This is a genomic window from Pantoea sp. BR_17 (assembly GCF_041955125.1).
Lineage (GTDB): Bacteria > Pseudomonadota > Gammaproteobacteria > Enterobacterales > Enterobacteriaceae > Pantoea > Pantoea stewartii.
In genome coordinates this window covers 67,606-86,852 of sequence record NZ_JAVAXT010000016.1, presented here as the reverse complement: position 1 = coordinate 86,852, position 19,247 = coordinate 67,606, and the positions used below count along the sequence as shown (strand labels likewise).

Here is a 19,247-nt window from a genome sequence, read left to right as displayed (position 1 = left end):
CTGCAGTTCGCGGTTAACGACGACCTTCAGCGATAGCGGTAACGGCCTGTAACTCAGCGGCTTCCTGCTCTTGCTGCTCCTGACGATCACGCACATCTAAAATCTGATTGGTGACCAGACCTTCTTCGATTTCGCGCAATGCGATAACGGTCGGTTTATCGTTCTCTTCCGGAACCAGCGGATCTTTGCCGCCTACCTGCATCTGACGTGCACGACGTGCAGCGACCAACACCAGGTCAAAACGATTACCAACTTTTTCTACTGCGTCCTGAACGGTTACGCGTGCCATAGGTGTGCTACTCCACAGATGAAGAAATGACTCGGCATCATACTGAAACTGGGTTCAGACTGCCAACAGTTTGCTGATTAAAGCATCATGGCGCGCTTTCTGGCGGGCCATGCGCAGACGTTCTGCACGAATAATGGTCTTCAGATCGGATAACGCCAGATCAAAATCATCATTCACAATTAAATAATCGTATTCGCCATAGTGGCTCATTTCGGCCACGGCTTGCGCCATACGACGGGCAATCACCTCTTCGCTGTCCTGACCGCGGCCGCGCAGGCGACGATCCAGCTCTTCTTTAGAAGGAGGCAGGACAAATATACTGCGCGCGTCGGGCATTTTAGCGCGAATTTGCTGTGCGCCCTGCCAGTCTATATCAAGGAAAACATCGACGCCGGTTGCCAGCACCTGTTCGATCGCCTTGCGCGACGTGCCGTAGTAGTTATCGAAAACTTTCGCGTGTTCAAGGAAAGCATCTTCCGCAATCATTTTTTCAAACTCATGCTTTTGCACAAAGAAGTAATGCTCACCGTGCGCTTCACCGGGGCGCATGCCGCGAGTGGTGTGCGAAACAGACACTTGCGTATCGTACAGCGGCTGCGTTTTTAACAGTGCCTGAATAAGGCTGGATTTTCCTGCGCCGCTAGGAGCAGAAACAATATAGAGCGTACCTTGGGCCATGATGTTCTTGAATTGATTAATTGCGGAGTCGATTTCCTGCACAGTATACACGGCTTCCCCGCGCCACGCAGCGTTTGCACCGCCCTCATCACGAAAAGTTTATACGGGGTGCGCCGCAACCACTGTTTCGCAGGCTGTAAATAGGTATTCATTTTCCAGGAGGCGTTCCAGAACCGGGAAGCGGGGCTGGCTGAACCGGCTGTTTTGGCGGTTGAATATCCTAAACATCAGGAGGTCAGGGATGAAAGGATGCTTAGTCGCCGGGCTGCTCATAACAGCCAGCACATTTTCCGCGTTTGGGGCGCTGTGCCCGGCCTGGACGCCGGGTCGCGCGGCAAAGGAGATTGACCATTTAAAACAACAGCTCCGGCAGTGGGACGCGGCGTATTATCAGCAAGGTCATTCGTCCGTTACCGATGCCGACTACGATAGCCTGCAGACGCGGCTCAATCACTGGCAACGTTGCTTCAGTACGGGTGAGAAAGAGGATGTACCGGTATTGCCCAACGATGGCACGCGCTGGCATCCCGTTGCGCATACTGGTGTTAAAAAGGTTCGGGATAAGCATGCTTTAGGCTATTGGATGCAGCCACGCCGGGATCTCTGGGTGCAGCCCAAAGTCGATGGCGTGGCCGTTTCGCTGGTCTATCGGCACGGGAAACTGGTGTCATTCATCAGTCGTGGCGACGGTTTACACGGTGAGGAGTGGGTCGAAAAAGCCAGGCTGATCCCTGCTATTCCGCTGGAGATTGACAGCGATGAAGAGAGCGTGGTTTTACAGGGCGAACTCTTTTTGCAGATGACCGGTCATCACCAGGCGGTTGACGGCGGGAAGAATGCCAGGGCTCTGGTCGCAGGCGCAATGTTGCGTAATGACGCCACAACGCTTTTGACACAACTGGGCATTTTTATCTGGGGATGGCCTGACGGACCAGATGCCATGCGGGAAAGACTGACGCGTTTATCGGATTGGGGGTTTAGCCTTGCCCGTCAATGGAGTCAGCCTGTTCAGGATGAAGAGGACGCGGCTGAATGGCGCGAGCGCTGGTTTCACGCGCCACTGCCTTTTGTAACCGATGGCATTGTTGTGCATCAGACGGCCCGGCCTGCAGGCAAATACTGGCGGCCCGGTGAAGGCGAGTGGGCTGTCGCCTGGAAATACCCGCCTCCTGAGGTCAGCACTGAGGTCCGTTCCGTTGATTTCTCAATCGGGCGAACGGGAAAAATCGCGGTCGTACTCAACCTGCAACCCGTTCAACTGGATGACAAAATCGTCCGGCGAGTCAGCATCGGCTCACTAAAACGCTGGCGAGAGCGGGACATTATTGCGGGCGACCAGGTGACGGTCAGCCTTGCCGGACAAGGCATTCCACGTCTGGATCGCGTTATCTGGCGCGTTGCGCAACGTGACTATCCTGAGCCGCCTCAGACGGATCGTTTCACGTCGCTGAGTTGTTATATTTTGGCACCGCAGTGCCATCGTCAGTTACTGGCGCGCCTCAGTTGGTTGAGTCAAAAATCGGTGCTGAATATTGCGGGTGTGCAACGCAGCACCTGGCAACGGTTACTGGAAACGGGTTTGATTACACATCTGTTTGCGTGGCTGGCCTTAACCCCCGAACAGATCGCGACAGCAGCGAGTATTTCACCCGAAAGAGCGCAGCAAATCTGGCATCAATTCAGTTTGACCCGTCAACAGCCTTTGCGCCGCTGGGTTAGCGCGTTAGGGGTGGCGTTGCCGCAAAAGGCGCTACTGTCATTGGCCGACGGCGACTGGGAGAGTGTTCTTGCCCGGGATAAACAGGCCTGGCAATCTCTGCCGGGCGTTGGCGCACGCCGGGCAGAGCAGATTACGGCGCAGTTTCAGGATGCCGGGCTCAGAGCGTTAATCCACTTTTTGCAGCAGCAGGGCATTCCTTCTTCATCAATGCTCAGGATGAGGGTAATTGAAGATGGGCAGCCCGAGACGGAATCTCAGCGCCAGCAGACGCGCAAAGAAGCCGAAGAGTAAGGTGATAATCACCACTGCTTCATGCGGCAGCGGCGTTTTCAGGAGCAGGATATACATCCAGCCTGCTGCAAAAGCGATGCCGGCATACAGCTCTTTTTGGAATACCAGTGGGATGCGGTTACAAAACATATCGCGTAAAACGCCGCCAAAGACGCCTGTGATCACGGCGCTGATTGCGGCGATGATCATGGCGTGGCCTGAGTCCAGCGCCACCTGCGCGCCAATAATCGAAAATACCACCAGGCCCAGCGCATCCAATACCAGAAACACCTTGCGCAGGTGCGTCATTAGCGGTGCCAAAAAAGTCGTTACTACAGCAGCAGCGGCCACGATCATGATGTACTCAGGATGTTTGACCCAGCCAAGCGGATAGTGCCCCAGCAATATATCGCGCACGGAGCCTCCGCCTATCGCGGTAACGGAAGCAATGATAATGACGCCGAACAGATCCATTTTACGGCGACCTGCGGCAAGCGCACCCGTCATCGCCTCGGCGGTGATCCCAATAATATAAAGAACAGTAAGTAACATAGCAGGCTCCAGGAAGACGGCGGCAAGGCTACGCCACTGACAAAAACGGCGCGACTGAGTTTTTCTGTTATTAAGAGTTAAAGTATTAGTAAAAATTATGCGGGCAAGAGTAATGCCTTTATTATCAAAAGGCTGTATCGGTTTTTACACGGAGACGAATTAAAAAACGTCGTGATGCGAATTTTTCGCCGATATGACGCCAGCCTGTTTACAACGTTGAACCCTTGCCCGTCGGCGACATTATGTGGTGACAGACAGAGAAAGCAAACCACGCAAAGCAGAGCATGGGGACCTGTACGTGGGCTAAATGCGGGGGGAAGTAAGGTGAGAATAAGGATAAAGAGGACAACAACGCACACAGAAGGTGTCTGAAATGAAAAGTGGTGGGTTTGATTGAGGAAAACGTACCGGTTAACAGCACGTTTTCCTGTTTTACCGTCGGGCTGCTTCCAGCCAATAGCGGTTTGTCAGTGCTTCATATGAAGCTGAAAGAACGCTTTCAGGTTGAAGTCATAGTCGGGTCGAAACCATTTACGACCATAAAAGCAATACGTCAGCATTCTCACTGATGCCATTGCCAGATAGCCCCATAAAGCACATAAAACGGAAGGCGCCAGCCATAGGGTCAATAGTGTAATGATCAGGCCGACAAATACAGAGGCGATCTCGCAAAAAGCGATATCAGAGAATTGCTTTTCACGCTGCATCAGGGCGCGATAAGACTGGCCCTGAGGAATAATAATAAAGATGACCGATGCGATTTCAACAACCCTGGCCACCTCGGGTAGCCCAAACATATGTTCAAGCATAAGACCGCAAGTAAAAAGGGCAGAAAAAATGACCAGACCAATGAATATATTGCCCCAGTAAAGCACGGACAGCGTTTTTACTGGCAGCGGTGCATATCGAATCAACGTATTGGAAAAACCACGATCGGCCAGTGTGTCAATAACCATTAAGCCTGTAATGACGACCGCCAGCAGATTATAGGTATCGGCCTGCAGGACTTTTCCCAATACTGAAAGTTGTAACACACCCATACTCAGCATTTTGACCGATGAAAGAAAAGGCCACTTGACGTTTTCCAGATTTATTTTTCGTGTTGTCATTTTTTTCTCGCCGGGCAGAGTAGTAGGGCGCTGCGCCGATGAGTATTCATCAGGACCGCGCTGGCATTACTATAATTTAATAAAGTAAATTTTTATCTTTATAATGAGCTGTGTGTTAAAGCATACTGCTAATAATAAACGTTCCCCTGGTGATGAATTTCCCCTGTTGTCATTATTATTATCCGTTCATTTTAAATTGCTTAAATAAATAATGTTCGACGGAAATGTCATGCTGTTATGTTTTGAATAGCTTTGCTGTGTGCAGATGATTTATAGCGCGTTTTATGAAAGTTAACATCATAAGGAAAATCTGATATGTGATTTGACTAAGGAAATAATATTCATCATTTACAGCATTATTTGCACAGGCCTTATCACAGCGTTCTGTTTTTTTGTTTTTTCGTTAAGTCTGGAAACTGAAGCAATACATGAAAAAAATAAAAAAACGTTAAATAAGCCGTACATACAAGGGCTCGCCCGTCACTCTCCAGGATTTTTCCCATACAGCATGCTTAAGCAAGGGCAAATAATAACCGAGGGGTAAGCATTCAGACCCGATATACTGCTAATGCATGTTGACTGCGAAAATATTTGTAATGCGTACGATTTATGGCTCAGTCTGGATCTGAGTTCGGGCTAAGAAGGCGAACAGAGCCCGTGGCAGGGAGACAGGATTATCGCGGTAATAGTGAAAACAGGCCGTCAGAAGGAAGCCTCCAAATTAACAGAGAGGTCTGTCACACGAAAAAGCAGGCCGAAACCTGCTTTATGTCTGTCTATACGTAAAGAGAGGCTTCGCCAGGCGGACGCGTTTTGAAGCGGCGATGTAGCCAGAGGTATTGCTCAGGCGCTCGCATGATTTGGTTCTCAATCACTTTATTCATATAAGCTGCGGCTGCGGCTTCATCCGCATGCGGGTAATTTTCCAGAATCGGTTCAATAATCAGCTTATAGCCATCATTGCCAGGATTACGAATCAGCATAATTGGAACCATAGCGGGCTTAGCCAACCGGGACAACACATAGGTACCGTTGGTCGTCGCGGCTTTTTCTACAGCAAACAAGGGGGCAAACGTACTGCCTTTGGGACCGTAATCCTGGTCTGGCGCAAACCAGACGGATTCACCTTGTTTCAGCGCCTGCACCATCCCTCTCAGATCGCGACGGTCAATCATCGCTTTATTCGAACGCATACGGCCTCTGGTCTGTACGTACTCCATCGCGTGGTTATTATGGGGACGGTACATTGCCATCATCGGCTGACACAACCCGCTGATGCGACCACCCAGCTCCAGCGACATGAAATGGATGCCGATGAGCATTACACCACGACGCTCATTCTGGGCTGAGTAGAGGTTTGACAGGCCCGAGACGTTGAACAGTCGTTTAACGGCATGGTCTGGCCAGAACCAGGCGATACCCGTTTCCATCAGTGCCATGCCGAGAGAGGCAAAATTTCCCGCAATCATGATTTCTTTATCTTCGTCACTGATATCCGGAAAGCAGAGTTCAATATTACGGCGCGTAATGCGCTCTCTGCGCTGAAGAAAATGGCGGGAAAGCCGGCCGGCACCTGCGCCAAGTCGCATCAGCACAGGATAGGGGAGTTGAACCAACAGCCAAAGAATGCCAAGACCAAACCACGTAAACCAATAGCGGGGATGTAAAAGGGAACGACTAAACTGCCTGGTGTTTTTCATTATGAACCTTAAGGAAGTAATGGATGTAGCGCAAAAAGACCCATTCCTTAAGTTCTCAAGCGGTACAGCTGTACTGACTACGACCCACACTTTATCAAAAAGTGCCTTAAAGCACAGGAAGCGTCAGTTACAGCGAGGAATAAAATGAGGGATTGACAGCGTCATAATCAGAAGAAAGATAGCGCTTTTTTTATTTAAATTATTTATAAAACAATAGATTGTATTTTTATGCTTTTAACAGGCGATGCAAAGAGAGCAATAAAAATTAGGACGGTTCTGCAATAAAAAATGTACTCTTTTCGAAAAACTTACATTCCATTATGGCGAAAGTTGAAAAATTGAACAGGAATTTGGCTGTCACTGGTAAAAGGTAAAATAACGGAGATGACAATCGCTTCTGCGCCAGTCATCTCACCTTATGAGAGGCATCCTGTCCTAATCATGTTATTTGACCTTATCCAGAGGCGGGTTTAGCCGATAAGCCGTACCCATTAAAATAACGATAAAGCAGCGTTAATTGTAGCTGACCGTCATCATTTTAACGTTACCAGTTTGCCTGACCTGCACCGTGCCAAGTTTATAAGGCATGGGTTGCTGGGCATTGTTCAGACTGACCTTATTAATAACGGTCTTTCCTCCTCGTGTGCAGCTTTGCTGTATCTGGTTGGGCGCAATCAGCGTGTCGCAAGGACTTTCGACAATCGCGCCCCTGAAGTTAATTTGTCCACTTGTGGCAAATGAAAGGGGTGATAGCATGAGTAATGCGAGTAAAACGGCTGATTTTTTCATAATGGCGATCTCAGGTGGGGGTTACTTAAATAACGGCAATCCTTATTAAAACTTTAGTCGAACAGATGTATTTGTTTCCTTTCTGTTGTTATTTTATTCACAATTGTGATCACGCCGCGATTTGAGAAAGACGTCCACGCATCGCCTGAAATAGTGGCACGGTTATTTTTTTAACGGACTGGATCTTTTCTTTGCCTGAGCAGGCTGTGACGGAGAGGGGGAAAACGGGTAGATATATAGCCTGCTATTTTTTTCAAAGTGAAATATTTAAACCAGCTATAGAAAAACCAACGCCTCGGTAGTTTTGTTAAAAAATGCCTGGCATCATCTGACTGGAAATTTTTCCATCCTTATAAAGCGGGCTAATTTCAATAAAGACTGACAACGTTAACCGAATCAATCGATTATTGTTATACACCTGTTTAATGGCTGAAAAAATAAAAGAAGTCCGCATCTACGCGGACTTTTTCTGGTAAGGTTGCCAAATGACGACAGATAGCCTGATTACTCAATATTTTGAATCTGCTCTCGCATCTGTTCAATCAACACTTTTAGCTCAATCGCTGAATTCGTAATTTCTGCATTAATGGATTTTGAAGCCAGTGTGTTTGACTCGCGGTTGAACTCCTGCATCATAAAGTCAAGACGACGGCCTACCGCCTCTTTTTTCTTCAGAATGTTATAGGTCTCTTTAACGTGCGCATCCAGACGATCCAGCTCTTCTGCGACATCGACACGTTGTGCCATCATCACCAATTCCTGCTCAAGGCGATTATTTTCAAGCTGCACCTCAGCATCTTCCAGTTTGGCGATCAGGCGCTCCCGCTGCCACTTAATCACATCGGGCAGTTGAGCGCGGACTTTGCTGACCTCATGCGTTACCGCTTCCAGCCGCTGCTCGATCAGTGCCTTCAGAGCGCTGCCTTCGCTTTCACGTGCGGCGATGAAATCATCCAGCGCGCCATCCAGCGCCTGAATCAGCTGAGTATTAATTGCATCCAAATCCTGTTCAGGTGCTGCCATGACGCCCGGCCAGCGCAGAATATCCAGCGGATTGATAACGCCCTCATCGGTCTGCAGTTTGACCCAGTTAGCCGCCTGAACCAGTTGTTTGGCCAGTGACTCATTGAGCATCAGTTCGCCCTGCGCGCCAGGATCGGCCTCGAAGCGCAGATTACATTCGATTTTTCCACGCGTCAGTCGCTGGCGAATGCGCTCCCTGATCATCGGTTCCAGTCCGCGAAACTGTTCAGGCAGACGAATATAGGTTTCAAGATAACGTTGATTGACAGAACGCAACTCCCAGGCGGCGCTGCCCCAGTCGCCCTTAATTTCACGGCGGGCATAGGCGGTCATACTGCGGATCATAAGCGTTACTCTTTTTTTAAATAAGGTTGAGGCCAGTATAACGAGGCAAGGCTGACCAGAACAGGTGTAAGCGTGTACAGGATGCGATAACAAAATGTTTCCGCTTTTCTCAACAGCCACTTATGCTAATTACTGGTTTACTCGTTGAGGCCCTCTTTTTATGTCGCGCGTACCGTCTCTTCCACTCATACTCAGCCTGCTGCTTGTGGGCTGTCAGTCGCCTTCTCCATCATTACCATCATATCCGCCTTCTACCCGACCCGTTCCGGTGTGCGCCGGCGGTGAGGTCATGATGCAAACCACATTGTGGTTTGGTCTCAGCAAGCCGCAGGGCGGCAATGTGAGCGCACTGGACTGGATGAATTTTGTCGATAAAGAGGTAACACCGCGCTTCAGGTCTGGCTTGTCTGTTTATGATGCGCAGGGCCAATGGCTGGGCGAAAACGGTCAGTTAGCACGTGAGAAAAGCAAGGCGTTAGTGCTTATCTATCAGTTCGACAGTGACAGCAATAGTCGTGTCGAAGCGCTGCGTGCTCGCTATAAAAAACAGTTTGGTCAGGAATCGGTTATGCGCGTGGATACGCCAGCCTGCATTAGTTTTTAGGGACAAACGGCGGCCTGTGCCGCCGTTGAGTCCATCAGATAAACAGTCCGGCAAATGCAGCGGAAAGCAGGCTGACCAGGGTGGAACCATAGACCAGTTTCCAGCCAAACCTTGAGACGACATTGCCTTGTTGTTCGTTCAGGCCTTTTATCGCGCCCGCAACAATTCCAATAGAAGCAAAGTTCGCGAAGGAAACCAGGAAAACAGACAGGATGCCCAATCCGCGTGGCGTCATGCCTGCCGCTATCTTTTTCAGTTCAATCATGGCGACGAATTCATTCGCCACCAGCTTCGTGGCCATAATACTGCCAGCCTGTAATGCATCAGTAGCGGGAATGCCAATCAGCCAGGCAAAAGGATAAAAAACATAGCCAAGAAGCTGCTGGAAACTGTACCCAAACAGGGTGGCAAACAGGGCGTTGATGGCCGCGATTAAGGCAATAAAACCAATCAGCATGGCCAGAATAATCATCGCGACTTTGAAACCAGCGAGGATGTATTCCCCCAGCATTTCAAAGAAACTCTGATCTTCGTGTAATTTATCCAGCGGAATAGCCTGCTCATTGCTGCCTTTGCCGGGGTTAATAATCGACAGGATGATAAACGTGCTGAACATGTTAAGCAGGAGAGCCGCAACGACATATTTGGCCTCGATCATCGACATATACGCACCAACAATCGACAGCGAAACGGTAGACATCGCGGTGGCCGCCATTGTGTAAAGTCGGCGTGGTGGGATATCGGCCAAAATACCTTTATAGGCAATGAAGTTCTCTGACTGGCCCAGTACCAGCGTGCTTACCGCATTAAAGGACTCCAGTTTTCCCATGCCGTTAACTTTTGATAACAGCGTGCCAACAACCCGAATCAGTAACGGCAGAATGCGCCAGTGTTGCAAAATACCAATCAGTGCGGAAATAAAAATAATAGGGCAGAGCACGCCAAGGAAGATAAAGGCCAGTCCCTGCTGACTCATGCCACCAAACACAAATTCCGTGCCCTGTGCAGCAAAACGCAGCAGCGTTTCAAAGAAATGCCCCACCGTGCCTACCAGCGCCAGTCCACTGGCTGAGTGAAGAAAGAACCAGCCCAGTGCGGCTTCTACAACAATCAGTTGAATGATAAAGCGCAGGCGAATGCGTTTTCGGTCATGACTGACCAGTAGCGCAAGGGCAAAAATTACCACCAGCGCCAGAAGGAAATGAAGAAGAGCGGTCATAGTTTAGTCAGTTAGCGGATATGCAGGAAAAGGTAAGGCATTTAGCCATACTCCGGCATGAATTTCATCCCAGGCTGCACTGACCACTGCAAGAGACAGCAGGCCAGGAAGTCCGTATAATACGCAGCCAATCATTAGCAAGCCGGAGATAACCATGCGTCCAGCAGGCCGTAGCGCACATCAGGTGCGTCCAGTCACATTGACCCGCAATTACACTAAACACGCAGAGGGCTCCGTTCTGGTGGAATTCGGTGAAACCAAAGTGCTCTGCACTGCAACGGTGGATGAAGGAGTTCCGCGCTTTCTCAAAGGGCAGGGCCAGGGCTGGGTCACTGCCGAATATGGCATGTTGCCGCGTTCCACTCACAGCCGTATGGCACGTGAAGCCGCGAAAGGCAAACAGGGTGGTCGCACGCTTGAAATTCAGCGCCTGATCGCCCGTTCACTGCGTGCTGCGGTCGATCTCACCATGCTCGGTGAATACACGATTACGCTCGATTGTGACGTCATTCAGGCCGATGGCGGTACACGTACGGCTTCCATTACTGGCGCCTGTGTAGCCCTGGCAGATGCGCTTAATTCCCTGGTCGCGAGTGGTAAGCTGAAAGCGAATCCGATGAAAGGCATGCTTGCCGCCGTGTCAGTGGGGATTGTCAATGGTGAAGCGTTGTGTGACCTTGAATACGTTGAGGACTCTGCCGCTGAAACGGATATGAATGTCGTCATGATGGAAGATGGCCGCATGATTGAGGTGCAGGGCACCGCTGAAGGTGAACCCTTTAGCCACGAAGAACTGCTGGCATTGCTGGCGTTAGCGCGTGGCGGTATTGAAGAATTGATTCAGGCGCAGAAAGCGGCGCTGGAAAATTAAGGTAACAGGCGACCACAGAGTCGCCTTTTTTTTATCTGAGGAGTAAGACATGAAAGCCTGGCAGCGGCAGTTTATTGAATTTGCACTGAATAAGCAGGTGCTCAAATTTGGTGAGTTCACATTAAAGTCGGGTCGTAAAAGCCCCTATTTTTTTAATGCCGGTTTATTTAACACGGGCCGGGATTTAGCGCTGCTGGGACGGTTTTATGCGCAGGCGTTAGTCGACAGCGGAATCGATTTTGATTTGTTATTTGGTCCGGCCTACAAAGGCATCCCTATCGCCACCACCACAGCCGTTGCGTTAGCCGATCATCACGATCGTGACGTACCTTACTGCTTCAATCGTAAAGAAGCGAAAGATCATGGTGAGGGCGGTTTGCTGGTGGGAAGCCCGCTGCAGGGTAAAGTGATGCTGGTCGATGATGTCATCACGGCCGGCACGGCGATTCGCGAATCCATGGATATTATCAATGCACATGATGCCAGCCTGGCGGGCGTGCTGATTTCACTGGACCGTCAGGAACGCGGCCGGGGTGAACTCTCCGCTATTCAGGAAGTGGAACGGGATTATTCCTGCAAAGTTACCGCGATAATTACGCTTAACGACCTGATTGATTACCTGGCTGAAAAAACGCATATGGCCGATCATTTAGCGCAGGTTCGGGCGTACCAAAAGGCGTACGGCGTCTGATAACTGGCGGGCATTGCGCCCGCCTTTGTATTACACCAGTTGTGCCGCAATCAGCGGCCAGCGGGTGTCAAAGTCGGCCGTTGGGCTAAACCGGAACTCGGAACGGACGTACCGCGATAACAGCCCTTCACACAGGGCCAGCAGCTGGCTGGCCAGTAAGGTTTCATCCGTTTGAAAGCCTTCACCTTCGCGCATTTTGCGTTCGCGCATCACCTGGCGTAGCTGCACTTCAATGCGCTCAAACAGCTGATTAATGCGCCCCTGCAGACGGTCCTGTTCAAACATTAACGCGTGGCCTGTCAAAATCCGCGTCAGCCCCGGATTACGCTCACCAAATCCCAGAATCAGTTGCACAATAAGACGCAGGCGCGCCATTGTTTCTTTTTCATCTTTCAGGATCAGATTGATGCGGGTAATCAGACTGTCTTCAATAAATTCGATCAGGCTGTCAAACATCCGCGTTTTACTGGGAAAGTGACGATAAAGCGCCGCCTCCGATACACCGACGTTAGCCGCCAGTTTTGCAGTAGTAATGCGTTGGCTGCCATCACTTGACTCAAGCATCTGCGCCAGCGCCTGCAAAATCTCCTCGCGGCGATTCCGCTTTACGACTTTTTTCTCTGCCATGCCCTTAAAAACCCCTGAATTTCACCATATACAGGCAACACCTACGCATCTGCCACAAGAGAAAGCCTTGGGGCGATGAGAAATAATAAGATTGGCGTAAGTGAAAATCGGTCGTGCTGGTTACTGACGGCCTGAGTGACCGAAGCCACCTTCACCGCGCAAGCTGGCGTCAAACTCGTCTACCAGATTGAATTCGGCCTGGACGACAGGGACAAAAACCAGCTGGGCCATGCGGTCGCCCGGCTGAAGCGTAAAGCTTTCCTGCCCGCGATTCCATACCGATACCATAAGTTGTCCCTGATAGTCGGCATCAATCAGACCAACCAGATTGCCCAGGACAATACCATGTTTGTGGCCCAGGCCAGAGCGCGGAAGAATCACGGCGGCAAGGTTCGGATCGGCGATGTGAATAGCCAGACCGGTAGGAATTAATGTGGTTGTGCCGGGTGCGATTTCCATCACATCATCAATACAGGCACGAAGGTCTAACCCAGCGGAACCCGGTGTCGCATAGGTCGGCAAGGGAAACGCTTTGCCGACGCGCGCATCAAGAATTTTAACGTCTATTTTTTTCATCATAACGGCTGACAATCTCGTCTATTAAAAGTTGACCAAGGAGTGACTTATCGCTGAGCGGTAAGGTTTTTTCTCCTTCCTGCCAAAAAAGGTGAAGAGCATTGGTGTCGCTATTGAACCCGTGGCCTGCTTTTGACACATCGTTAGCACAAATCAGGTCCAGGTTTTTACGCGCGCGTTTTTTTCGGGCGTATTCTTCCACATTCTGGGTTTCAGCCGCAAATCCGACCACAAATGGCCGGCTCTGCGTTAAGGCCGCCACCCCCGCGACAATATCGGGATTTTTAATGAGCTGCAGGCTGACTTTCTCATCGTCATCCTGTTTCTTTATTTTTTCATCCGCGATCTCAATTGCCCGGTAGTCTGCCACGGCTGCGCTTGCAATGAAAATATGTTGTGCGTTTATCTCCCCCATTACCGCCGCCTGCATTTCCAGGGCCGATGTCACATCCACTCGTTTAACGCCGGCGGGCGTTGGCAGGGCAACCGGACCGCTTACCAGCGTAACGCGGGCGCCGCGCTTTGCCGCCGCCGCCGCAATCGCAAACCCCATTTTTCCCGAACTGTGGTTGCTGATATAACGCACGGGGTCGATCGCTTCACGGGTAGGGCCCGCGGTAATCATAATATTGAGATGTTGCAGGTCGTTGACGGGCGCGGCCCACTGAACGGCGTGGTCAACGATAGCTAAAGGGTCAAGCATGCGACCGGGGCCAATATCCCCGCAGGCCTGGCTGCCGCTGTCTGGCCCCCAAATTAACAGGCCGCGCGCCTGAAGCCTGACCAGGTTTTCCTGCGTTACGGCAGCGCGATACATCTGCTGATTCATCGCCGGCACAATCGCGACAGGCGCTGCTGTTGCCAGCACGGCAGTGGTGACTAAATCATTGGCCATCCCTGCCGTAATGCGCGCAATCAGGTCGGCCGTGGCCGGGGCCAGCACGATCAGGTCAGCCCATTTGGCCAGCTCAATGTGTCCCATTGCGGCTTCGGCTGCCGGGTCAAGCAGATCATCAAAAACAGGATAACCGGAGACGGCCTGCAGGCTGAGTGGTGTGATAAAAGCCTTTGCGCCCTCGGTCATCATCACGCGGACATCGGCACCGCGATCGCGCAGACGACGGACCAGCTCGGGGGTTTTATAGGCAGCAATTCCACCACTGACGCCCAGAAGAACTTTTTTACCGGCTAATCCCATCATGCTGTTGACCTCATTTTCGATTGCCGTCGCAGGGACGGTGTAATGGCCGAATTTTATCACAAAACGTGGCATGCACCTTTTCAATGGCTGCGTTTGCGAGACATGCCGGAGAATCACAATCACGCGCTGGTGGCGGATAGGTTCGCACGCGATGATACAGGGGGCGACAGGGAGAGCAGCAATGAAAAATTTGCCACCACGAGAAAAACTTCAGCAATGGGGTGCGGATGCGTTAAGTGACGTAGAGCTGTTAGCGATTTTCTTACGAACAGGTTCAAAAGGCGTTCCTGTCATGATGCTGGCGCAGCAGATGCTGCAGGAGCTGGGGTCGCTTTATAATATCGTTAATGCGACGGCTGCAGACTTTAAGGGCATTAAAGGCGCTGGCGAAATCAAGTTGATTCAGATGCGCGCAGTGGCAGAACTGGCCAAACGGTTTTTCGCCAGCCAGCTGGCGCGTGAGAGCACAATTGACAGTCCCGCAGCGACGCGTCAGTACCTGCAGACATTATTGGCCAGGCAGGAGCGTGAGGTGTTTGTCGTGCTGTTTTTGGATAATCAACATCGGGTATTAATGGCCAGAGAAATGTTTTCCGGATCCATCAACAGCGTCGAAGTCCATCCTCGTGAAATTGTGCGTGAAGCCCTGAAAATCAACGCGGCTGCGCTCATCGTAGCGCATAACCATCCGTCAGGAATTGCTGAACCCAGCCAGGCTGACCGCGACATTACACTAAAAATCTGCGAAGCTTGTCGCTTATTGAATATCCGGTTGCTTGATCATCTGGTGATTGGACACGGTCAATCTGTCTCATTTGTCGAACGCGGATGGCTCTGAGCCTGAAAATCTGGTCCAGGTGGCGGCTTTTTACACGATCATTCGGGATCTTTATCTGTTCGGGACTTGAGCACTTGGGCCGAGCGGCGTATACTACGCCACCTTTGAGAATCTCGGGTTTGGCGGTTAGGCCAGCTTAGCGGGTTCCATGGAACTCGCCTGGCGGGCTGCAAGCCTGACGAGGCGGCCAAAACCTAATTTTTAAAGCTCGAGCTGATTTGATTTTTGGAGAATAGACATGTCACGAGTCTGCCAGGTAACTGGAAAGCGTCCGGTGACCGGTAACAACCGTTCCCACGCAATGAACGCGACGAAACGCCGTTTCCTTCCGAACCTGCACTCACACCGTTTTTGGGTTGAGAGCGAGAAGCGCTTCGTTACTCTGCGTGTATCTGTAAAAGGTATGCGTATTATTGATAAAAAGGGCATTGATACGGTGTTAGCCGACATGCGTGCCCGTGGTGAGAAGTACTAAGAGTACTAAGGAACTGAATCATGGCTAAAGGTATTCGTGAGAAGATCAAGCTGGTTTCCTCTGCTGGTACAGGTCACTTCTATACCACCACGAAGAACAAACGTACTAAACCAGAAAAACTTGAACTGAAAAAGTTCGATCCGGTTGTACGTCAGCATGTGATCTACAAAGAAGCCAAAATTAAATAATTTTGGTGTTCTGCTAAAAACCCGGCTCCGGCCGGGTTTTTTGTTTGTGTAATGCGCAGGGGAGAGGTTATGCCAGAGTTGCCAGAGGTAGAAACCAGCCGACGCGGCATTGAGCCACATCTGGTTGGTCAAACAATTCTTCACGCCGTCGTTCGCAACGCACGCTTGCGTTGGCCGGTATCCAATGAAATCCTCGCATTAAGCGATCAGCCAGTACTGAGTGTTCAGCGGCGCGCTAAATACCTTTTGCTTGAGCTGCCACACGGCTGGATCATTATCCATCTTGGTATGTCTGGCAGTCTGCGCGTTCTGCCCGAAGAATTGCCTGCCGCCAAACACGATCATGTTGACCTGGTGATGAGCAACGGGAAGGTCCTGCGCTACACCGATCCCCGACGTTTTGGTGCCTGGTTGTGGAGCAGCGATCTGGACGGAAGCAGCGTGCTGGCCCATTTAGGTCCAGAACCACTGAGTGAAATGTTCAGTGGCGACTATTTGTTTGAAAAATCCCGCGGTAAGCGAACGGTGATCAAGCAGTGGTTGATGGACAATAAAGTCGTGGTGGGCGTGGGCAATATCTATGCGAGCGAGTCACTGTTTACGGCAGGGATCCTGCCTGATCGAGCAGCGATGAGCCTGTCTCACGATGAAGCGGCGTTTTTGGCTAACACTATTAAAGCGGTACTGCTCCGCTCTATCGAGCAAGGTGGAACGACATTGCGTGACTTTTTACAAAGCGATGGCAAGCCAGGCTATTTTGCTCAGGAGTTGCAGGTTTACGGCCGGGCTGGCGAACCCTGCAGGGCGTGCGGCACGCCGATTGTAAGTGGGAAGCACGGGCAGCGCAGCACCTACTGGTGCCCCAACTGCCAGCATTAAGGCAGCTTTGCGAGTAAGGCCTGATGGACAGGTGCGGACAGGAAGGCAGAGACATCGCCACCATGCCGCGCCACTTCTTTGACCAGTGACGATGAGATAAAAGAAAAGCCTTCTGAAGGCATTAAAAATACGCTTTCCAGCGTTGGCAACAGGTGTCGGTTCATACGCGCGAGCTGCATTTCATATTCAAAATCGGACACGGCACGTAATCCACGAACCAGCACATTTGCCTGCTGCGCCCGGGCGAAGTTTGCCATCAGATCGCTAAAACCGACCACGTCGACATTGGGCAGATGTGCAGTGGCCTGTTGCGCCAGCGCCACTCTTTCGTCCAGCGTAAACAGCGGTTTTTTACTCGGGCTGGCGGCAATCGCCACAACAAGCCGATCAAACATCTGTGCTGCACGAGTGACGATATCAATATGGCCCAGGGTAATGGGATCGAAGGTGCCAGGATAAATCGCTTTTGTCGTCATGTGCGCCCTTCCGCCGAAGTCTTATTTAGCGCCCAAAGCGCTGCATATTTATTGAATGTGTACTGGGCATTAACGACTGCCAGTAGCCAGCCCTGTTTGCCATCAAGGAATCCGGCACGCAGCAGCAGCGTTTTTACAAAGGCACCCGCTGTATGACTGAAGACAGAAAACAGGCTGCACGTTTTTCCATGCTGGAATCTTTCCTGCGCCCAGGCTTCAGCATAAGCCAGTTGTTTTCGCTGGAAAACCATCAGGTCACGGCAGGTCAGATGCTGTAAATCCCCTTTCAGTACCTTAACGGGCGCACCTTCGGTCTTGAGTGACTCATGGACCTGATTATCGTTATAACCCAGTGTACGAGGATACAGACGCATCACTCTGTCAGGATACCAGCCGCTGTGACGCATAAAACGGCCCAGGAACAGGTTGCTACGACTGAGGCTGTAAACGGTTGGCCCCGGCGGCGCTTCCAGAACCTGTTCAATCGCCTGACGCAATTCTGGCGTCACGCGCTCGTCGGCATCGATCATCAAAATCATATCGCCACTGGCAAAACTTTGCGCCCTCTGGCGTTGTTTTCCATAACCCTGCCATTCCGTTGCCTGAAAAACCTGTGCGCCGGCCTGTTGAGCCAGCGAGAAGGTGTCATCGGTACTTCCGGAATCCAGCACGATAATTTCATCGGCCCAGCTGACTGACGCAAGACAGTCAGGCAGCAAGGCGGCTTCATTTTTGGCAATCATCACCACTGAAAGGCGTTGGCGCGTAGCGGTCATCAATGAGCCCGTGGCGGTAAATGAGGTTCAAGTAACTGTAGCAGGCGCTGCAGCGCACCCTGATTTTGGTGCAGCACCTCGACGGCGTGGCGACCGTAATAACGACGATAGTCGTCATCCTGTAGCAAATTCGTCACTTCTTTTTCCAGCGACGCCGCGTCAGTCACAGTGATCAATCCCTGTGCCTCCTGCAGTTTGCTGCAAATATCTTTGAAGTTCCAGGTATGCGGGCCCATCAGTACCGGGATAGCATGGGCTGCCGGTTCCAGCGGATTATGACCGCCACGCTCAACCAGGCTGCCTCCTACGAAAGCCAGGTCGGCTATACCGTAGAGCAGCATCAGTTCGCCCATTGAGTCACCAATGACAACCTGTGTTGAACTGGAGGGGATCTCTCCGCTACTGCGTAAGGTAAAGCTGAAGTGACGTTTTTGAGTAAGTTCGCGCGCATCGTTGAAGCGCTCAGGATGGCGTGGTACCAAAATCAGAAGCAGATCGGGAAAGGTCTCCAGTAAACGGCGATGCGTATCCAACAGAATCGCTTCTTCACCTTCATGTGTACTGGTCGCGATCCAGACCGGACGGCGCGGAGCCCATTGGCGACGCAGCGTGACGGCGCGTGCCGCCAGCTCGGGAGTAACTGAAATATCGAATTTCAGGCTGCCGGTGATCGACAGGTGAGAGCGTTTCAGCCCAAGCTGGATAAAACGCTCACCATCCTCGGCATTTTGCGCAGCGATCAGCGTGATGCTCTGCAGGAGATTGCGCATAAACTTGCCCAGCTTGCGATAGCCTTTGGCTGAGCGTTCTGACAGGCGAGCATTGGCGATCACCAGCGGAATATGGCGCTGATGCAGAATACGGATGATATTAGGCCACAGCTCCGTTTCCATAATGATGACCAAACGTGGATTCACCGTATCAAGAAAACGATTAATGGCGCCGGGTAAGTCGTAAGGCAAATAGACATGGTGTACATCTTTGCCAAAAGCGGACTGCGCGCGCTCCGAACCGGTTGGCGTCATGGTGGTCACGGTAATGGGCAGGGTAGGATAGCGATGACGCAGCGCGCGTACCAACGGCACCGCCGCCAGCGTTTCCCCCACAGAAACCGAATGCAGGACAATGCCGTCCGGCTTCACTTTTCCGGCGCAGTAGCCATAACGCTCTGCCCAGCGTTTGCGATAGGCCGGGGCTTTACGACCGCGCAGCCACAGGCGCAGCCAGATGAGTGGCTGAATGAAATAGAGCAATGCGGTGTAAATGGTCGTCATAGTTACCGTTATGACACGTTGGCGTCAAAAAAGCAGTTTAAAGTCAGATTACTGCATATTATCAGAAACAGCATGAT

Annotated in this window: 22 protein-coding genes; 8 read left to right on the top strand and 14 right to left on the bottom strand. The window is 51.2% G+C overall.

The annotated features are described in order from the left end of the window. Nucleotides 1-13: 13 nt before the first annotated feature. Together rpoZ and gmk are read right to left on the bottom strand one after the other, a co-directional pair. A complete protein-coding gene (gene rpoZ / locus RAC60_RS20570) occupies nt 14-289 on the bottom strand; it encodes a DNA-directed RNA polymerase subunit omega (RefSeq protein WP_003851346.1) in 276 nt (91 codons plus the stop codon). Between the two features lie 54 nt (nt 290-343). Continuing rightward, a complete protein-coding gene (gmk, locus tag RAC60_RS20565; RefSeq protein WP_006121348.1) occupies nt 344-967 on the bottom strand; it encodes a guanylate kinase in 624 nt (207 codons plus the stop codon). A 241-nt stretch (nt 968-1,208) separates the two neighbouring features. Between gmk and ligB the strand changes: the two genes are divergently transcribed. Further along, complete coding sequence (gene ligB, locus RAC60_RS20560) at nt 1,209-2,978, top strand: NAD-dependent DNA ligase LigB (RefSeq protein WP_375094236.1); 1,770 nt, start codon at nt 1,209-1,211, stop codon at nt 2,976-2,978. On the opposite strand, the gene RAC60_RS20555 is transcribed toward ligB, so the two are convergent. From RAC60_RS20555 to RAC60_RS20535, 5 genes are all read right to left on the bottom strand, one after another. Beyond that, nucleotides 2,892-3,509, bottom strand: coding sequence for a trimeric intracellular cation channel family protein (locus tag RAC60_RS20555; protein ID WP_006121350.1), 618 nt, complete (start codon nt 3,507-3,509; stop codon nt 2,892-2,894). The two genes, ligB and RAC60_RS20555, sit on opposite strands and share 87 nt — an antisense overlap. Before the next feature lie 467 nt (nt 3,510-3,976). Next, nucleotides 3,977-4,618 (bottom strand): oligosaccharide flippase family protein, encoded by a 642-nt coding sequence (locus tag RAC60_RS20550; RefSeq protein ID WP_375094235.1) that lies wholly within the window; start codon nt 4,616-4,618, stop codon nt 3,977-3,979. A 776-nt stretch (nt 4,619-5,394) separates the two neighbouring features. Next, entirely contained in the window at nt 5,395-6,318 is a 924-nt protein-coding gene (lpxP, locus tag RAC60_RS20545; RefSeq protein WP_033738046.1) for a kdo(2)-lipid IV(A) palmitoleoyltransferase, read from the bottom strand. A gap of 513 nt (nt 6,319-6,831) precedes the next feature. Next, nucleotides 6,832-7,107, bottom strand: coding sequence for a hypothetical protein (locus tag RAC60_RS20540; protein ID WP_033738047.1), 276 nt, complete (start codon nt 7,105-7,107; stop codon nt 6,832-6,834). Between the two features lie 504 nt (nt 7,108-7,611). Beyond that, nucleotides 7,612-8,475, bottom strand: coding sequence for a YicC/YloC family endoribonuclease (locus RAC60_RS20535; RefSeq protein ID WP_033738048.1), 864 nt, complete (start codon nt 8,473-8,475; stop codon nt 7,612-7,614). A gap of 160 nt (nt 8,476-8,635) precedes the next feature. On the opposite strand from RAC60_RS20535, the gene RAC60_RS20530 reads away from it, so the two are divergent. Continuing rightward, complete coding sequence (locus RAC60_RS20530; protein ID WP_039342459.1) at nt 8,636-9,079, top strand: DUF3574 domain-containing protein; 444 nt, start codon at nt 8,636-8,638, stop codon at nt 9,077-9,079. A 34-nt stretch (nt 9,080-9,113) separates the two neighbouring features. Here the strand turns inward: RAC60_RS20530 and RAC60_RS20525 are convergent, their stop codons facing one another. Next, entirely contained in the window at nt 9,114-10,298 is a 1,185-nt protein-coding gene (locus tag RAC60_RS20525; protein WP_039342462.1) for a NupC/NupG family nucleoside CNT transporter, read from the bottom strand. Nucleotides 10,299-10,452: 154 nt separating this feature from the next. Between RAC60_RS20525 and rph the strand changes: the two genes are divergently transcribed. After that, nucleotides 10,453-11,169 (top strand): ribonuclease PH, encoded by a 717-nt coding sequence (rph, locus tag RAC60_RS20520; RefSeq protein ID WP_375094233.1) that lies wholly within the window; start codon nt 10,453-10,455, stop codon nt 11,167-11,169. 49 nt (nt 11,170-11,218) lie between these two features. Beyond that, nucleotides 11,219-11,860, top strand: coding sequence for an orotate phosphoribosyltransferase (gene pyrE / locus RAC60_RS20515; protein ID WP_006121244.1), 642 nt, complete (start codon nt 11,219-11,221; stop codon nt 11,858-11,860). A gap of 30 nt (nt 11,861-11,890) precedes the next feature. Here the strand turns inward: pyrE and slmA are convergent, their stop codons facing one another. The 3 genes from slmA to coaBC form a co-directional block, all read right to left on the bottom strand. Then, nucleotides 11,891-12,487 carry a nucleoid occlusion factor SlmA gene (slmA, locus tag RAC60_RS20510; RefSeq protein ID WP_006121245.1) on the bottom strand — a complete coding sequence of 199 codons (597 nt, stop codon included), beginning with the start codon at nt 12,485-12,487 and terminating at the stop codon, nt 11,891-11,893. A gap of 120 nt (nt 12,488-12,607) precedes the next feature. Next, nucleotides 12,608-13,066: a dUTP diphosphatase gene (dut, locus tag RAC60_RS20505; protein WP_033738053.1), complete on the bottom strand. Its 459-nt coding sequence runs from the start codon at nt 13,064-13,066 to the stop codon at nt 12,608-12,610. Continuing rightward, nucleotides 13,044-14,264 carry a bifunctional phosphopantothenoylcysteine decarboxylase/phosphopantothenate--cysteine ligase CoaBC gene (gene coaBC / locus RAC60_RS20500; protein WP_058701585.1) on the bottom strand — a complete coding sequence of 407 codons (1,221 nt, stop codon included), beginning with the start codon at nt 14,262-14,264 and terminating at the stop codon, nt 13,044-13,046. The genes dut and coaBC overlap by 23 nt, the downstream gene beginning before the upstream one ends. Before the next feature lie 181 nt (nt 14,265-14,445). On the opposite strand from coaBC, the gene radC reads away from it, so the two are divergent. From radC to mutM, 4 genes are all read left to right on the top strand, one after another. Beyond that, nucleotides 14,446-15,102, top strand: coding sequence for a DNA repair protein RadC (gene radC, locus RAC60_RS20495; protein ID WP_033738055.1), 657 nt, complete (start codon nt 14,446-14,448; stop codon nt 15,100-15,102). Nucleotides 15,103-15,340: 238 nt separating this feature from the next. Beyond that, nucleotides 15,341-15,577 carry a 50S ribosomal protein L28 gene (gene rpmB / locus RAC60_RS20490; protein ID WP_006121249.1) on the top strand — a complete coding sequence of 79 codons (237 nt, stop codon included), beginning with the start codon at nt 15,341-15,343 and terminating at the stop codon, nt 15,575-15,577. A gap of 20 nt (nt 15,578-15,597) precedes the next feature. Then, a complete protein-coding gene (gene rpmG, locus RAC60_RS20485; RefSeq protein WP_001051798.1) occupies nt 15,598-15,765 on the top strand; it encodes a 50S ribosomal protein L33 in 168 nt (55 codons plus the stop codon). A 69-nt stretch (nt 15,766-15,834) separates the two neighbouring features. Then, nucleotides 15,835-16,644, top strand: a complete 810-nt coding sequence (mutM, locus tag RAC60_RS20480) for a bifunctional DNA-formamidopyrimidine glycosylase/DNA-(apurinic or apyrimidinic site) lyase (protein WP_006121251.1) — start codon at nt 15,835-15,837, stop codon at nt 16,642-16,644. Here the strand turns inward: mutM and coaD are convergent. The 3 genes from coaD to waaA are packed head-to-tail and all read right to left on the bottom strand — an operon-like array spanning nt 16,641 to nt 19,170. After that, nucleotides 16,641-17,120: a pantetheine-phosphate adenylyltransferase gene (gene coaD / locus RAC60_RS20475; RefSeq protein ID WP_006121252.1), complete on the bottom strand. Its 480-nt coding sequence runs from the start codon at nt 17,118-17,120 to the stop codon at nt 16,641-16,643. The genes mutM and coaD overlap by 4 nt on opposite strands. Next, on the bottom strand, nt 17,117-17,896 hold the full coding sequence (locus tag RAC60_RS20470) for a glycosyltransferase family 2 protein (protein WP_324029425.1): 780 nt from the start codon (nt 17,894-17,896) through the stop codon (nt 17,117-17,119). Before RAC60_RS20470 ends, coaD begins: the two co-directional genes overlap by 4 nt. Next, nucleotides 17,896-19,170 carry a lipid IV(A) 3-deoxy-D-manno-octulosonic acid transferase gene (waaA, locus tag RAC60_RS20465; RefSeq protein WP_039342468.1) on the bottom strand — a complete coding sequence of 425 codons (1,275 nt, stop codon included), beginning with the start codon at nt 19,168-19,170 and terminating at the stop codon, nt 17,896-17,898. The genes RAC60_RS20470 and waaA overlap by 1 nt, the downstream gene beginning before the upstream one ends. Nucleotides 19,171-19,247: the final 77 nt, after the last annotated feature.

Coding starts and splice junctions, on each gene's coding strand:
- rpoZ (WP_003851346.1), bottom strand. CDS start 289: ATGGCACGCGTAACCGTTCAGGACGCAGTAGAAAAAGTTGGTAATCGT.
- gmk (WP_006121348.1), bottom strand. CDS start 967: ATGGCCCAAGGTACGCTCTATATTGTTTCTGCTCCTAGCGGCGCAGGA.
- ligB (WP_375094236.1), top strand. CDS start 1,209: ATGAAAGGATGCTTAGTCGCCGGGCTGCTCATAACAGCCAGCACATTT.
- RAC60_RS20555 (WP_006121350.1), bottom strand. CDS start 3,509: ATGTTACTTACTGTTCTTTATATTATTGGGATCACCGCCGAGGCGATG.
- RAC60_RS20550 (WP_375094235.1), bottom strand. CDS start 4,618: ATGACAACACGAAAAATAAATCTGGAAAACGTCAAGTGGCCTTTTCTT.
- lpxP (WP_033738046.1), bottom strand. CDS start 6,318: ATGAAAAACACCAGGCAGTTTAGTCGTTCCCTTTTACATCCCCGCTAT.
- RAC60_RS20540 (WP_033738047.1), bottom strand. CDS start 7,107: ATGAAAAAATCAGCCGTTTTACTCGCATTACTCATGCTATCACCCCTT.
- RAC60_RS20535 (WP_033738048.1), bottom strand. CDS start 8,475: ATGATCCGCAGTATGACCGCCTATGCCCGCCGTGAAATTAAGGGCGAC.
- RAC60_RS20530 (WP_039342459.1), top strand. CDS start 8,636: ATGTCGCGCGTACCGTCTCTTCCACTCATACTCAGCCTGCTGCTTGTG.
- RAC60_RS20525 (WP_039342462.1), bottom strand. CDS start 10,298: ATGACCGCTCTTCTTCATTTCCTTCTGGCGCTGGTGGTAATTTTTGCC.
- rph (WP_375094233.1), top strand. CDS start 10,453: ATGCGTCCAGCAGGCCGTAGCGCACATCAGGTGCGTCCAGTCACATTG.
- pyrE (WP_006121244.1), top strand. CDS start 11,219: ATGAAAGCCTGGCAGCGGCAGTTTATTGAATTTGCACTGAATAAGCAG.
- slmA (WP_006121245.1), bottom strand. CDS start 12,487: ATGGCAGAGAAAAAAGTCGTAAAGCGGAATCGCCGCGAGGAGATTTTG.
- dut (WP_033738053.1), bottom strand. CDS start 13,066: ATGATGAAAAAAATAGACGTTAAAATTCTTGATGCGCGCGTCGGCAAA.
- coaBC (WP_058701585.1), bottom strand. CDS start 14,264: ATGATGGGATTAGCCGGTAAAAAAGTTCTTCTGGGCGTCAGTGGTGGA.
- radC (WP_033738055.1), top strand. CDS start 14,446: ATGAAAAATTTGCCACCACGAGAAAAACTTCAGCAATGGGGTGCGGAT.
- rpmB (WP_006121249.1), top strand. CDS start 15,341: ATGTCACGAGTCTGCCAGGTAACTGGAAAGCGTCCGGTGACCGGTAAC.
- rpmG (WP_001051798.1), top strand. CDS start 15,598: ATGGCTAAAGGTATTCGTGAGAAGATCAAGCTGGTTTCCTCTGCTGGT.
- mutM (WP_006121251.1), top strand. CDS start 15,835: ATGCCAGAGTTGCCAGAGGTAGAAACCAGCCGACGCGGCATTGAGCCA.
- coaD (WP_006121252.1), bottom strand. CDS start 17,120: ATGACGACAAAAGCGATTTATCCTGGCACCTTCGATCCCATTACCCTG.
- RAC60_RS20470 (WP_324029425.1), bottom strand. CDS start 17,896: ATGACCGCTACGCGCCAACGCCTTTCAGTGGTGATGATTGCCAAAAAT.
- waaA (WP_039342468.1), bottom strand. CDS start 19,170: ATGACGACCATTTACACCGCATTGCTCTATTTCATTCAGCCACTCATC.